General features: G+C 65.5%; 8 protein-coding genes. 1 reads left to right on the forward strand and 7 read right to left on the reverse strand.

Annotated elements, in window-relative coordinates; all coding sequences use genetic code 11:
- Nucleotides 1-264 precede the first annotated feature (264 nt).
- From ACYPXD_RS25085 to ACYPXD_RS25095, 3 genes are all read right to left on the reverse strand, one after another.
- Nucleotides 265-852 carry a chorismate mutase gene (locus tag ACYPXD_RS25085; protein ID WP_459717402.1) on the reverse strand — a complete coding sequence of 196 codons (588 nt, stop codon included), beginning with the start codon at nt 850-852 and terminating at the stop codon, nt 265-267.
- A 214-nt stretch (nt 853-1,066) separates the two neighbouring features.
- Nucleotides 1,067-6,364, reverse strand: coding sequence for an AIDA repeat-containing protein (locus ACYPXD_RS25090; RefSeq protein WP_459717405.1), 5,298 nt, complete (start codon nt 6,362-6,364; stop codon nt 1,067-1,069).
- A gap of 75 nt (nt 6,365-6,439) precedes the next feature.
- Nucleotides 6,440-7,765: an autotransporter strand-loop-strand O-heptosyltransferase gene (locus tag ACYPXD_RS25095; protein WP_459717408.1), complete on the reverse strand. Its 1,326-nt coding sequence runs from the start codon at nt 7,763-7,765 to the stop codon at nt 6,440-6,442.
- 158 nt (nt 7,766-7,923) lie between these two features.
- On the opposite strand from ACYPXD_RS25095, the gene ACYPXD_RS25100 reads away from it, so the two are divergent.
- A complete protein-coding gene (locus tag ACYPXD_RS25100) occupies nt 7,924-8,310 on the forward strand; it encodes a DUF488 domain-containing protein (RefSeq protein ID WP_459717411.1) in 387 nt (128 codons plus the stop codon).
- A gap of 52 nt (nt 8,311-8,362) precedes the next feature.
- On the opposite strand, the gene ACYPXD_RS25105 is transcribed toward ACYPXD_RS25100, so the two are convergent.
- The 4 genes from ACYPXD_RS25105 to xylG all read right to left on the reverse strand — a co-directional run bounded on the left by ACYPXD_RS25105 (nt 8,363) and on the right by xylG (nt 15,240).
- Nucleotides 8,363-10,348, reverse strand: a complete 1,986-nt coding sequence (locus ACYPXD_RS25105) for a putative bifunctional diguanylate cyclase/phosphodiesterase (protein WP_459717414.1) — start codon at nt 10,346-10,348, stop codon at nt 8,363-8,365.
- Nucleotides 10,349-10,598: 250 nt separating this feature from the next.
- Entirely contained in the window at nt 10,599-12,002 is a 1,404-nt protein-coding gene (locus tag ACYPXD_RS25110) for an MFS transporter (protein WP_459717416.1), read from the reverse strand.
- Nucleotides 12,003-12,490: 488 nt separating this feature from the next.
- The gene (locus tag ACYPXD_RS25115; protein WP_459717419.1) at nt 12,491-13,687 is read right to left on the reverse strand and encodes a sugar ABC transporter permease; all 1,197 of its coding nucleotides are present in this window, start codon (nt 13,685-13,687) and stop codon (nt 12,491-12,493) included.
- Nucleotides 13,684-15,240 carry a D-xylose ABC transporter ATP-binding protein gene (xylG, locus tag ACYPXD_RS25120; protein WP_459717422.1) on the reverse strand — a complete coding sequence of 519 codons (1,557 nt, stop codon included), beginning with the start codon at nt 15,238-15,240 and terminating at the stop codon, nt 13,684-13,686. Before xylG ends, ACYPXD_RS25115 begins: the two co-directional genes overlap by 4 nt.
- Nucleotides 15,241-15,333 lie beyond the last annotated feature (93 nt).

Below are 15,333 nucleotides of genomic sequence, written 5' to 3' on the forward strand. Positions count from 1 at the left end.
TCACATCGTCCCGTATCAATCGGCACGAAGAAGCTAATCTCCAGACAGCGCGGCGTCCATCCCATTTGTCGAAAATTGACAAAACTTTTCAATGGATCCGATCAGTTCGTTTGCATGTCGAACTATGCGACGGGAGCTCACGCATCGCGCCTTTTGATGCAGCAAAAACGACAAACCCGGCCGAAGCCGGGTTTGTCTTCTCTTACAGTAAGACTGCTTAAAGGCAGACTGCACCAACCCGCACGCCGCCCTGCCTCACCACGTTCACTCCTGCTCGCACACGCGCGCAAGCGCCCGATCCATCGCCACCGCATACAACGGATCCAGTGCATGACTCGCAACATAGCTTTGCGTCGCGCGCGCCAGTTGCGTGCTGCAATCGGGCTGCGCCCGCCATGTCTTCGTGTCGGCGAGCGCCTTGATAAAGCCCTGCTGCAAGCGGTCCAGTTCCGGACGAATGTCCTTCTTCAGGTCCACACGCTTTTCGTCCGGCGCGTGCCCTTCGCGATGCCATTGTGCAAGTAACCCGTATTGCACGAGTTTATTGGCTTCGATCTGGTCAGCGAAGAAATGCGTGGCAAGCTGTGTCGGCACACCGAGCGTGCGCGCCTCTTCGGCGGCCGCCTTGATCACGTCCGCCTCGCGCGGCAGGTCTTCGACGGGCTTTTGTGAGTCCCACTTCGACAGTGCGACCTGCCGCGCGATATGCAAGCGCGCAACGGTCATGTCGAGCAGCGGAAGAAACGGCTGGTTGTCCGTCGGCGCGCTCTGGGACGGCGGCGCGGCGAACAGCAGAACAGCGGCGAGCGGAGTAACCAGAAAACGCGATTTATGAAAACTGAACTTCAGCATCGGTCGGATCCTTATGCATGTGGATGCGGGCGCTGACAACGTAACGAGCCGCTGGCGCGCGGGCTGCGCCCGGAGCCCCAATAACGTCTGTCGCCAAGGCCTTATTCCACAGCAATCGAACTTTCATCGAGCCTGCACGCGGCGCCTTGAGCGGGGCGCATCTTCGACAAGTTTGTCGACCCTGCGTTCAGCACTCGCGGCGCGAGATCAAATATCAGAACCGGTAGTCAAGCTTCAGCGTCGCGGCCTGCGCCGATGCATGACTGGTAGCAATCAATGCGTCGTAACCGACCGACACCGTCAGGGCTTTGAGCGGCTGCATGCTGACGCTCACGCCTGTCGTCAACTGATCGCGCGGCAGGCTCGTACCCGGCGCGGCAAACAATGTGCCGTCCTGCGCACCGACCGTAACGACGCGCCCGGTGCCGAGCACTTCGCGCGCATAGCCGACCCGCAACTCCAGATTAACGGGCTTTAACTGGTTACCAAAACGCTTGCCAAAAGTGATTTGCGCGTAGGGCTGCAAACTGCGCACGTTGTCCGTGCCGACGTTCAGATCCTGGCCATTCGCGCCGCTCTCGCTAAAGCCGTTTGCATGCAGATACGAAAAGCGCAAGCCGATGCGCGGCGTCACCGTCATGCCGCCGATCGCAAGCGGCATCGCCGCCTGAGCAGCGGCCGCCGCCTCCTGCCCGATGTGATCGCCTTCGGCAGTGCCGATCGGACCGAACGGCCGCTTTTGCGAAAGAAAATCGACGCCCGCGCCGATTACGCCGGACACATCGACGGGCCCGATGGTGCGGCCGCCGTAAAACGCCGCACGCAACGTATCGGTGGTACCGGAGTCACCGGTGCTGTCCTCGCTGAGATCGCTGTGGTTGTAGCTGCCGGAGAAGCCGACCGTATACGCGCTGACCTGATGATCGATGCCGGCGATAAAACCGTAATTGCGCGCCTCGAAGCCGGGTTGCCCACTCGTGCCGTGCACCTTCGTCTGCGAACCAGTCGCATCGATCCACACCGACGCTCGCGACGACGCGACACCGGCAAGCGGCAAACGCTCGAGCAGCGCGGCGTTTGCCATCTGCGCCGACAACGCGAGGTTCGTGCCGAGCGCGGTGAAGATGCTGGTATCGAGCGGCGCGACGATCGTCGTGCCGCCGCCGGGCGCGCCGCCATCGGCAGGCGGGTCATCGCCGCCCGGCTGCTGCGCGTCGCCCGTCAGCACGAGATCGACTTCGTTCGCGCTGTATTGCACCGATTGCTGCAGCGTGCCCAGTTGCGCGCCCGATGCGAACGTGCTCGACACGCTCGAAAAAGTCCCGCTCACGCCTGCGCCCGCTGTCACGATCGCAAAGCGGTTGGGCTGATACGTGCCCGGGTCGTACAGAACCTTCAGCCCGCCATTGAGCGTGGCCGTGCCGCCCACATGCAGTTGTGAGCCCGAGGTCGGGCTCACTTCGATTGCCAGCGACGCGTTGCTTGCCTGCGTATAGTCGCCGCCAACCGTCAAAGTGCCGATCGAACCGCCCGGCATCACGACGCCGTTATTCGTCACGTTGCCGGTAATCGAGCCGTGACCGCGCAGCGTGCCCGGCGCATCGACGATGACATCGCCCCCGAGTTGCGCACCCGCATTGTTGATATCGCCGACCGCGAGCGCACCCGACATCACCTCGGTCACGCCGGAAAAGAGATGGCTATCGCCGTTCAGCACGACGGAGCCGGTGCCTTGCTGCTCGATGCGCCCCGCGCCGGTGACGTTGCCCGCGTAGGTGATCGCATCGGGCCGGTTGAACACGAGCAGACCATCGTTGACGGTATTGCCGACGAGATCGCCCGCCGCCGTGCCTTGCCCGATCGTCAGAATACCGCCCGACGACACGACTGGATTCGTCAGCGATCCGAACAGATTTTGACTGCCCCCGGAGAGCACCTGCGTGCCGCTCACGGACGCGCCGCTCGACACAACCTGCAAGCCGCCGCTCGCGACCACCGAACCGTTCGCGGTGCCGCCCGACTGCACATCCTGCGTGCCGCCCGATGAAACCATGGTGCCGGATGTGACGGCGCCCGCGCCGACCGTTTGCGTGCCGCCGGAAGCCACCATCGTGCCCGACGTGACGCCGCCGGAACTGACGGTTTGCGTGCCGCCCGACGAGACCATCGTGCCGGACGCGATGCCGCCTGAATTGACCGTCTGCGAGCCGCCGGACGCGACCATCGTCCCGGACGTGGCGCCACCCGAACCGACCGTTTGCGAGCCACCCGATGCGACCGCCGTACCGCTCGCCGTGCCGCCGCTCGCGATGGTCTGCTGAGCGCCGCTGCCGACCGATGTATTGACGGTCTTCCCGCCCGACGACACCACTTCGCTGCCGCCGCTGCTGACCACCGTGCCGCTCGCCGTGCCGCCGGCGACGATCGATGTGCCGCCGCTCGTGACGACCGTGCCGCTTGCCGTGCCGCCCGACATCACGACGCTCGAGCCGCCGTTGCCGACCGATGTGCTGCTCGCCGCACCGCCCGACGATACGAGTTGCGTGCCGCCGCTCAGCTGCGTGCCGCTCGTCGTGCCGCCCGACGACACGACCTGCGTGCCGCCGCTGTCCACCTGCGCACCGCGCGCGATGCCCCCCGACGACACGCTCTGCTGACCGCCGCTGCTCACCAGCGTGTTGCTCGCGGTGCCGCCCGCCACGTTCTGCTGTCCGCCGGACGTCACGACGGTGCCGCTCGTCGAACCACCCGACGACACCGTCTCGACGCCATTACTGCCGATCAGCGTGCCGCTCGTCACGCCTCCCGAGCCGACCGTCACACTGCCGCCGGCCGACGCGATCGTGCCGCTCGCGGTGCCGAACACAGTCTGCGAACCGCCGTTGCTGGCCGTTGTTCCAACCGCCGTGCCGCCGCGCGACACGACTTCGGAGCCGCCATCGACAATCGAGCCGCTCGCGGCGCCGCCGGACAGCACGTTTTGCACGCCGCCCGAACTGACGGTCGTATTGTTCGCGGTGCCGCCCGCGGAGATAAACGTCGTGCCTCCGTTCCTGACCGTCGTGTCGTTCGCGGTGTCGCCGGCGAGTACGGTCAGCTGGCCGCCGTTCTCAAGCAGCACGTTCTGCGCGTCGCCACCGGAGATGGAAAACGCGCTGATCGCGTTGGTGCCGTCGACCGTGGCCCCGGTATCGGTAATCAGCGCGCCGCCCGATAGCTGCATAACGTCGGTTGCCGTCGCGCCGGACGATACGACGAGCGTGCCGCTGCTCGACACGGTTGTCTGCTGCGCATCGCCGCCCGTCTGCACGACCTGCCGGCCGCCGCTCGAGACCGATGTCACGATGGTCGTGCCGCCCGCCGATACGGTGACGAGTCCGCCGCTGCCGGCCGTCGTCGCGCTGGCCGTATCGCCATTGAGCACCGTCAGCTGACCGCCGTTTTCGACGATGACGCCCGACGCCTGGCCATTGGCGATGCTGAACGAACTGCTCGCATTCGTGCCGCTCACGGTCGCCGACGTATCGGTGATCAGCGCCGCCCCGGCGTTTTGCGTGACAGCCGTCGCGGTGCCGCCGCCGGACACGATCAGACGGCCGCCGTTGTTCACCGTCGTGGTGGTTGCGGTGGCGCCCGACGACACGAGCAATTGCCCGCCGTTGCTGACCGTCGTGTTGTCCGCGCTCGCGCCGCCTTCGAGGGTCGCGCTGCCGCGCGTGCCGAGCTGCGTGCCGCTCGCGGCCGTGCCGTTCAGCACGTCGAGCGAGCCACCGGCTTCGAGATACACGTCCTGTGCGATACCGTTCGAGATCGAGAACGGATTCGTCGTGCCGTTTGCGGTATTCGTGCCATTGATGGTCGCGGACGTATTGGTGATCAGCGCCGCGCCGGCCTGCTGCGTCACGCCGGTCGCGGTGCCGCCTGCCGATACCGCGAGCGTGCCGCCGTTGGCCACCGTCGTCGTGCTGGCCGAGCCGCCCGTCATGATGACCGCGGAGCCCTGATTGACGATCTGCGTATTGACGGCGCTCGTGCCGGCGAGCACCGTCAGCGTGCCGCCGTTTTCGAGCAGCACGTTGTCCGCGACGCCGCCCGAAACGGAAAACGACACACCGCTCCCATTCGTGCCAGTCACCGTCGCCGACGTGTCGGTGATCAGCGCCGCGCCGCTCGACTGCGTCACCCCTGTGGCGCTCGCGCCTGCGGAGACGGTGATCGTGCCGCCGGAAAGCACCGTCGTGGCGCTCGCCGAACCGCCCGCCGACACCGTCTGCCGGCCGCCGTTGCTGACGGTCGCACCCGTCGCCGCGCCGCCGTTCAGCACGTTCTGCGTGCCGCCGTTGCCGATGTGCGCGGAGGTGTCCGTGCCCTGCACGTTCTCAGTGCCGCCTGCCGAGAGCGTTGCCGACAGCGAGGCGCCGCCCGCCGACACCGTCAATGCGCCGCCGCTGACGATCGCGCCGACCGCCGAGCCACCGCTGTTGATGTTGTCCTGTCCGCCGTTGCCGACCGTCGTCGCACTGGCAACGCCGCCCGCCGACACATTCAACGTGCCGCCCGCGCCAATGGTTGAAGACGTATCGGTGCCCGCGAGATTTTCGACGCCGGCGGCGTTGATCGTCGTGCGCGTCGCGCTGCCGCCGGCCGAAACGGTCAACGTGCCGCCGTTGAGGTTCGCGCCCACCGCGGATCCGCCGCTGCCGATAACGCTCTGCGCGCCGCCAAGCAGCGTTGTCGCGCTCGCCGTGCCACCCGAAGATACGATCTGCGACGCGCCGCCCGACAGCGTTGCCGAGATATCCGTCCCTGCGACCGATTCGACACCGCCGGACAGCACCGTCGTGCGCGTCGCGCTACCGCCGGCGGACAGATTGATCCGCCCGCCGCCGCCGACCGTGGCCCCGCTCACGACGCCACCCGACGATACGGACACCCCGCCGGTACTGCTGACCGTCGTGCCGTTCGCGATGCCGCCCGCGAAGATCGTCTGGGTCGACCCGTCGCTCACCGCCGTGCCGGTCGCAACGCCGCCCGACAGAACCTGCTCGGATGATCCGCCGAGCAAGGTGGTGCCGCTCGTCGTGCCGCCCGCCGATACGAAGCTCACGCCACCGCTGACCGTCGCACCACGCGCCGCGCCGCCGGACGACACGATCAGCGAGCCACCGAGACCGACGCTGGTGCTTTGCGCCATGCCGCCCGCAAGAACGACCTGCTCACCGCCAACGCCGACGCTCGTGCTGCTCGCCACGCCACCCGACTGCACGTTCTGCACGCCGCCCGTGATGACGCTATCGCCGGTGGTCGTGCCGAACACGTCTTCGGTGCCGCCGATCGTCGCGCCGGTTTCGGCGTCGCCGGCGGCGACCGTCGTTTGCGCGAACGCGCCCGGCGCGAACCACGGCTGCACCGTCAGCGCCGCGAGCAGCATGCCCAGCAGGCGCGAGCACCGGCGATAGCGCCGGCCGAAAGCACGGACGGCATGCACGCGGCGCCAGGTGAATGGCTTCATTCTTTCTTCTTCCCCGAATTCTTTGCTGCTTTTCTTGTGCTTCTATGTGTTTTGCTGCGTTGTGTTCCTGCTGCTTCAATCCGCCGCCAGCGCCGCCTGCTGCTCGCTGAACCCCGGAATCCGCCGGATCGTATTCATCACCTGCTCCGCCGTAATCAGCCGCGTGCATTCGAATTGCCGCGGCGTGTTCGCATGACGCGGGCACCAGAGAAAATCATGGTGATCGAACTGCACGCGCACATCGTTCCAGCAGCTATTACACGTGTGGTAATTGATCACGCGATACGGCGTATCGAACTCGTTGGTCGGATGCGTAAAGCCGCTGATCATCACGACCGGCGTGCGCATCGTCCATGCGAGCCAGGACAAGCCGCTGCTCAAGCCGACGAAAAACGCCGCGTGCTTGAGCCAGCGCGCGCGCTCGGCGAGCGGCCGGTCGCCCGTGAAGTCCTCGGACCCGTACGGTATGTGATTCCACACGACACCGCTGCCATGTGTCGCCTTCTGATCGATGCAGATTACGCGGTAACCGTTCTGCTTCAGAAACTGAACAATTTCGCGCCAGCCGCCCGGGTTGTTCCAGTACTTGCATTGCGTCGTGCTTTGCGCGGCGATGCACACGTATGGCTCGGGAATCGGCCGGCTGTCGTCGGGCAGGACGAGGCGCGGGCGCTCTTCCTGCGGATCGACGCCGAGTATGTAGGCAGCCGTCCGGTGCAGGCCGACGAGGCGAAAGTCGCACGGCTGGCGTACGTTCGCGTCGTCGGTGAAGAACAGGCCGATGTTGTAGGTCGCGTAGAACTCGTTCGGGTCGATCGCATCGGGCGCGGCGAAGGTGATCGATGGGTACGCGCCGCGGAAAAGCGGAATCAGCGCTTCGGCCATCACGCAAGTCAAATGACAGCGATGCTGCGCCTCGAACCTGGCGACATACGGAAACCAGCCGAGCGTGTCGCCGAGCGTGCCGACCGGCAGGTGCACGAGCACCCTGCGGCCGGTCAGATCGAGCCGATGGCGGAACACCTCTTTGCCTTGCGACCAGACTTCGATTTCGAACGGCACGAAGTATTTCTTGCTGCTCGCGACGACGCCGGCCGACAGCTGCGTTTCGAACAGCGGGTTCGCCGTGGCCGTATCGCGCAGCAGCACGCGCCATTCGGCGTCGCCGGGCGGCAGCGTGACGCGGCAGCCATCGTTGAAATCGAAGCGGATGCCGGCAGGGCCTTCCTGGGTCGGCACGGCAGGCGGGCTTTGAACCGGCTGTCCGCTCTCGCCCTTGCCGTGGACGGCGCCATCGGCCGACGCGGTGTGACCGGCGCCTGCGCCGGCGGGCACGTCCTCCGTTGCTGCGCTATCGGCGGACCCCACCGCCGTGCGCGACTGCGTGTCTGCTTGAGACATAATCGATCCGAATGGTGAACGACACGGAATCGCCTTGTATTTGTAATAGGCGTTTTCCGGCCGCCGTTACGCGAAAAAGCCGGTTATTTAACCATTGGCCGATATCACCCGCAACCGGGGCAACGCGCGGGTTGGGGCCGCCATCGAGGAGCCAGCCGATGAGCGTGAGCATCGTGCAACTGGGGACGCCGCGCGCCGCCGGCGAAGGCCTGCGCATCGGCACAGTGCGGCGTCCGCCGCGCGGCGTGCCGAAAAGCGAGTTCGGCACGCGCAACTACTACGACGTCTGGCTGCCGATCCTGTCGCCGACGCCGGAACTCGTGAGCGAAGCGCTTGCCGCTGAAACCGACCGCGAATGGTCCGCGTTCGCGCGCAAATTTCGCGCGCAGATGAATAGCGGCGACGCGTCGAAAGTGCTCGACACGCTCGCCGCGCTATCGAAAACCACGGATTTTTCGGTCGGCTGCTATTGCGACGACGAAAACCGCTGCCATCGCGGCATCCTGCGTCAGTTGCTGAAAGACCGCGGCGCTGCGGTGAAATGAACTCGGTGAAATAAAACCGACGAAATAAAGCCGTGCGACAAATGTCAGCGTTTCAGCGCGACGAGCTCGTGCGCGAGAGCCGCGGCATCGGTTCCTTGACGTACGTGTCAAGCACCTGATTCGCCGCGACCGGCTTGCCGAACAGGTGTCCTTGCATGACGGTCGCGCCCATTTCGCGCAGTGCATCGGCCTGCGCCCGCGTTTCGACGCCCTCGATCACGCAGGTCATGCCGAGGTTCTGGCAAAGGTCGACGATGCTCTTCACGATGGCGCGCGCGGTCGGCTCGCGATCGATACCGGCGACGAAGCTGCCGTCCACTTTCACCTTGTCGATCGGCAGGCGGTGCACGCTATTGAGGCTCGAAAAGCCGGTGCCGAAGTCGTCGAGCGAAATGCGCGCGCCGAGCTTTCTCAGTGCGTCGAGTGCGGTGCGCGCCTGGCCGAAATCCTGGATCAACGCGGTTTCGGTAATCTCGAAGTCGATCCGGTGCGGGGCGACGCCGCTTGCGAGTGTCGTGCGGATCACGCGGTCGAGCGCACCTGGCGAGGTCAGATCGCGCGCCGACAGGTTGAACGAAATACGCACGACCTCGGGCCAGTTGCGCACGGCATCGAGCGCCTTGCGCAGCAACACTTCGGTGAGCGCATGAATCAGGTCGCAGCGCTCCGCCACCGGGATGAATACCGACGGCGCAATTACGCCGAGTTCCGGGCTCGTCCAGCGCGCGAGCGCCTCGAACGCCATGATCTCGCGCAACGCCGTATCGAAGATCGGCTGGAAATGCAGCGAGATTTCGCGCTCGTAGTCCGCGCGCCGCAGGCATTCCTCGATCCGGCTCAGGTGGCGGATCTGCGTTTCGTGCTCGGGCGAGAAAATCACCGTGCCGCCGCGCCGGTGCGACTGCGCGAAATGCAAGGCGTAGTACGCGCGTTCGACGAGCTGCGCCGTCGTTTCGCCGGCCTCGGGAAAGTTCGCGAATCCGATCGACGTCGACAGCCGCGCCGCGCCCTCGGGCAACACATAGGGGCGCTCGATCTCGCCGCACAGCCGGTCGCCAAGATCGAGCAATTGCCGGTAAGCCGTCGCGCCGACCACGATCAGCCCGAACTCGTCGCCGCCAATGCGCGCCACGCTCAATTGCGGCGTCACCTGCACGGCGAAACGCCGGCCCGTTTCGATCAGCACACGGTCGCCGAACGCATGCCCGTATAGATCGTTGATGCGCCTGAAGCCATCGAGATCGACCACGCCGATCGCGAGACTCCCCGGCGCGCGCGCCTGGCCCTGCAGCGGCGCGAGATGCTGGTCGAGATCCGCGAAGAAGCGCCGGCGGTTCGGCAGGCCCGTCAATGCATCGAGATTCGCGAGCCGGAAGTTTTCGTCGCTCAAACGCTGCATTTCCGCATGTTTCGCGCGCAGCTCGATCTGCGATTCGACGAGATTCCTGAAATCGCGGTAATAGATGAGCAGGATCAACACCATGACGACGGCGACGAGCAGCACGTTCACGGCGATCGCGACGAGCACCGGGTTGTGCGTCGACGCGAAAAAGAGCGCGAACGGCACGATCACGATGGTGGTCAACAGCAGCGCGGCAAGGCGCATGTGCATCAGGCAAAAGATACAACCGATCACCGTCATCGCCATGTAGAACGCGACATGGCTGCGCGCATACGCGTCGCCGTAAGGGTACAGCGCCAGTGCCCACGCGACGAATGCCGCGCCGAATCCCGCGATCATCCACACCATCGTGCGCAGACGCCGCGCGAGCACGTCGTCGGAGAACGTGTGGCGTCGCGAGCGCAGCCACACTGCGACGCGCGCAATGCACAAGACGCACAACAGCGCCGGCACATACACCGACAGATAGAGAGGCGCGACGCCGAAGTGCGTAATCGCCACCGTCACCGTGTTGACGATCAGGACCGTGTAGAGCAAAGGCACTTGCTGCAGGAACGCGCGATACTGCGAGCGCCGCAGTTCGAGGCGAACCGCCGGTGCAATGCGCGAACCGGACAATCTCTTGAAGAAAGACATGAGTGCCCCGTTGCATTTGCGCTGTATGTTTTAGGCCTTGTTACTCCCAGCAAAATTCCCGCCAACATCGGCGAATAGTTTCCAATCCTGATCGCGCGCAGTCGGCTCAATTTGCCGTTCGCCACGCATGTAGCTGAAAATAAGGACGAAAAAAATCGCCGGCGCATAAACACCGGCGATTCCATCGTGCGCCGCCCCGCCTGCTTACGACCTGTCGGGCAGCACGAATCCTTAAGCAGGACAGACCGTCTTACACACCACTGTCCGCGCGTACGCTCGCCGCGCCGATCGGTTCCGCCGCCGCGATGCGCGCCTCGGCCGGCAGCGCCCATTCGAGCCAGCGCGAACGGTGCAGCACGACCAGCACGAACGCGAGCGCGGACAGGCCGCCAAAGGTCGCGAACCCCATCTGGTAGCTGCCGGTGCTTTCCTTGGCAATCCCCATGATGACCGGCAGATAGAACCCGCCGATGCCACCCGCCGCGCCGACGATGCCCGACATCAAACCGGTCTTGCCCTTCCAGCGTTGCGGCACGAGCTGGAACGTCGCGCCGTTGCCGAGCCCGAAGCACAGATACATTGCAATCAGCAGCACGATGCCCGCGGCGAGCGGCGGCATCCATGCGGCGAACACGAAGTCGCACAGCGAGATGGCCGCAAGCAGCATCACGAGCGCGCGCACGCCGGAGATGCGATCGGCCACGAGACCGCCGATCGGCCGCACGAGGGCGCCGATAAACGCGAGCAGCGACATGAAGAGGCCCGCTTCGAGCGCCGGCATCTGGTAGAGCGAGATCAGCAGCGTCGTGACATACGAGGACATGCCGACAAAGCCGCCGAAGGTGATGCTGTAGACCAGCATCACGACCCACGTATCGCCTTCGACGAGCACGCTGCGGTAATGGCGCGGCAAGACGAAGATCGCGAGCAGCGCGCCGAGCACCGGCAGCAGCAGGACACCCGTCTTGCCGGGCCCGAACACGCCCGCATGCACGACGAGCACGAGCGCGACGAGACCGGCAAGCGTGATGAAGAAGCTGCGGAACGCGCGCGACGCGCTGCCCGATTTCGGCGAGAGATCGTGCGCCCAGAAAAAGAGCGCGGTGGCGGCCAGCGCGAGCAGCGGCAACGCGGCGCCCGCCGCCGTGGCCCAGCCGAAATGCGCTGCAAGGCCGGGGAACAGGAAGCCGTCCAGCACCGCGCCGATATTGCCGGCTGCGGCGAGACCGAGCACAAGCCCCTGCACTTTCGGCGGATAGTTGCTGCCCGCCATCGGCAACGCGACCGCGAAGCTCGCTCCGCCGACGCCCAGGAACACGCCGAGCACGAGCAGCAGCGTGTACGACGGCGTGCCCGGCATCAGCAGCAGCACAATCGACGGGATCGCGGAGAGCAGCACGCCCATCAGCGCGATGCGCCGGCCGTCGCACGCCTGGTACAGGTTGCCGAGCGTGACGCGCAGGATCGCCGCGCCGAGCACCGGCACCGCGACGAGAAAGCCCAGTTCGGCGGGCGACATCGCGATGTCCTTGTGAATGAACGGCGCGAGCGGCCCGAACATCACCCACACGGTGAAACCGGTATCGAAGTAGAAGAAGCACGCGAGCAGCGCGCGCCAGTTACCGCTCGCCAACGAACTGAACAGATTTTTCATGGGTCTCTCTGCGAGGGCGCGCACGACATTGTGTACGCGCAAAAGAAAAGCGTCCCGAACCGCACGCAAGCGAGGCGAATCGGTACGCCGATCGCGCTACGTGTGGTTCGGGACGCCATTGCCCCTGGTGGTCCGCTCGAAACGAGCGCACCGCTCTCGAACTGCATTCATTGTGGCCGCCATTGGCCACGGCGGCGATTTACGCAATAGGTGTGCCATCGGGCATCGAAGCCACGCGCGGCGGGCGGCCGAATGCCCTGGGCGAACGCGGCTCGAGGCGGGCAATCGCTTGTCTGGAGGGGCTGTGCGCGCGACTCGGCGCGCGTTGGAAAAGTGAAAGCGGCCGCAGGCAATTTGCCTGCAGCCGCCTGTTTGCCGCCTATAAACCGCCTTTCGCCGCACCGGTCGATCCCCATCACGCACGCTGACGAAGCGGGCCGGTGCCGCGCCGTGGTGCACCGCACCACGGCCGTGCGCTTAGCGGCGAACTATCGCTGGTTCGACCCCGAGATCACGTCGACCCATACGGCCAGCACGAGAATGCCGCCCTTCACGATCATCTGCCAGTACGAGTCGACGTCGAGCATCGACATGCCGTTGTCGAGGCTTGCCATCACGAGTGCGCCGATCAGCGCGCCGTACACTGTGCCCGAGCCGCCGCGCATCGACGTGCCGCCGATAAAGCACGCCGCGATGGCGTCGAGTTCGCCGGTCGTGCCCGCCGACGGCGAACCCGCCGCGAGCCGCGCGGTTTCGACAAGGCCGCCGAATGCGCACATGAGCCCCATTAGCGCGAAGATCGCGAGCTTCACGCGGTTCGTGTTGACGCCCGACAGGCGCGTCGCTTCGAGATTCGAGCCGACCGCATAGATACGGCGGCCGAACACGGTCTGCGTCGCGACATAGGTGAAGACGCCGAGCAGCGCAAGCAATACGAGCACCGGCACCGGAATGCCCCCGTAGCGGTTCAGCGTCGCGACGAACGCGAACACGATCAGCCCCGCCGCGACGATCTTCACGCCGTCCTGCCAGAGCGGCACGACGGGCAGGTTGTAGTGCTGACGGCTCTTGCGCTGCCGCACGGTCAGCACGGCGAGCAGCGCGAACAACACGACCGCGAGCACATTGCCCGCGACGCGCGGCAGATACCCTTGCCCGACGAACACGAGCGCATCCGATGCGGGCGCGATGGTCGAGCCGCCGGTAATGCCTAGCAGCACGCCGCGATACGCGAGCATGCCGCCGAGACCGACGATAAACGACGGCACGCGCAAATAGGTGGACCACCAGCCGTTGAAGACACCGACCGCGACGCCCGCCAGCATCACGACCGGCAGCGTCGCCGCGAGCGGCCAGTGGAACCTGACGTCGAGAATTGCTGCAAGACCGCCGAGCAGGCCGAGCAGCGAGCCCACCGACAGATCGATTTCGCCGGCGATGATGACGAACACCATGCCGCACGCGAGCATGCCGGTAATCGACATCTGCCGCAGCAGGTTCGACAGATTGCGCGGCGTGACGAACGCGCCGTCGGTGAGAAACGAAAAAAACGTCCAGATCACCGCGACAGCCAGCAGCAGCGCGAGCAGCTTGTAGCGCGCGAACAGTTGCTTCACGCGCTGGCCCGTAGCGACCGAGGCGCGCTCGGGCGCGCGGTTTTCGACGGAACTGATTTCAGGTGTCATGCAACGCTCGCAAGGTGAGAGGGGTCATGCCGTTCGGCGCTGAGCGCCGCCGTCAGGATGTGTTCCTGCGTGAGGCCGTCGTTGACGAAGTCGCCGCGCAGGCGCCCTTCGCCGATCACGAGCACGCGGTCGCTCACGCCGAGCACTTCGGGCAGTTCCGACGACACGACGACGATCGACACGCCGCGCCGCGCGAGCGCGAACATCAGCTTGTAGATTTCGTATTTCGCGCCGACGTCGACGCCGCGCGTCGGCTCATCGAGAATCAGCACTTGCGGATCGGTGAGCAGCATGCGCGTCAACACCGCCTTCTGCTGATTGCCACCCGACAGACTCGCGATCGACAGCATCGGCGACGCGGCGCGCACCGACAGCCGTTTCATTTCGGTGTGTATCGTGTCGAGTTCCGAGGCGCTGTCGATCCGCCCGCCCTTCGCGAAGCGCGACAGCACCGCAAGCGTGATGTTGTGGCCGACGCCGAGCTGCGGCACGATGCCGTGCCGCTTGCGGTCTTCGGGCACCATCGCGATGCCGGCGCGAATCGCGTCGGCCGGGCCGCCGATCTTCAAACGCTTGCCGTTCATCCATACATCGGCGTGGCTCGCGCCCGGGTACGCGCCGAAAATCGCCTGCATCAGCTCGGTGCGGCCCGCGCCGACGAGGCCGGCAACGCCGAGAATCTCGCCTTTGCGCAACGCAAACGACACGTCGTCGACCCGTTTGCGGTTCGCATTCGTCACGTCGAAACACGTGACGTTGCGCGCTTCGAAAATCACCTCGCCGATGTCATGCGGCTCGCGCGGAAACAGATTCGTGATCTCGCGCCCGACCATCATCGCGATGATGCGGTCGGTGTCGAGCTTCGCCATCGGCTGCGTCGCAACATGCTTGCCGTCGCGGATCACGGTGATTGTGTCGCACACGGCCTCGACCTCGTCGAGCTTGTGCGAGATATAGACGCATGCGACGCCGCGTTTCTTCAGATCGCGCACGATATTGAGCAGGATCTGCGTTTCGGCCGCGGTCAGCGACGAAGACGGCTCGTCGAGAATCAGCAGCTTCGCGCGCTTGTTCAGCGCTTTCGCGATTTCGATCAGCTGCTGGTGGCCGCCGCCGTAGTTCATCACGGGCTGCGCGACGTTGATGCCTTCGATGTTGAGCTCGCGCAACAGCGCATCGGCGCGCTGATACATCGCCGCGTAGTTCATGCGGCCGCCCGGCAGCGTGATTTCGTTGCCGAGGAAAATGTTCTCGGCCACCGACAGCTGCGGCACGAGCATCAGTTCCTGATGAATGATGACGATGCCGGCGCGCTCGGTGTCGCGAATGTTTTGCGCGTGCAGCGGTTTGCCTTCCCACAGCATCTCGCCGGACCAGTCGCCGTAGGGATAGACGCCCGACACGATCTTCATCAGCGTCGATTTGCCCGCGCCGTTTTCGCCGCACAGGCCGACGCATTCGCCGGGCGCGACGCAAAGATCGATGCCATCGAGCGCCCGTACGCCGGCAAACGATTTGGCGATGCCGCGCAGTTCGAGAAGCGCTGGTGCCATGCGCGCTTGTTCCATGCGTGTCGTCCTGGGTGGATCAAGGGCGCGCGCGTGCCGGGTGGTGCCCCTCAGATGCCCGGCACGCGCGCCTGCCTG

Source organism: Paraburkholderia sp. 2C, assembly GCF_054589215.1.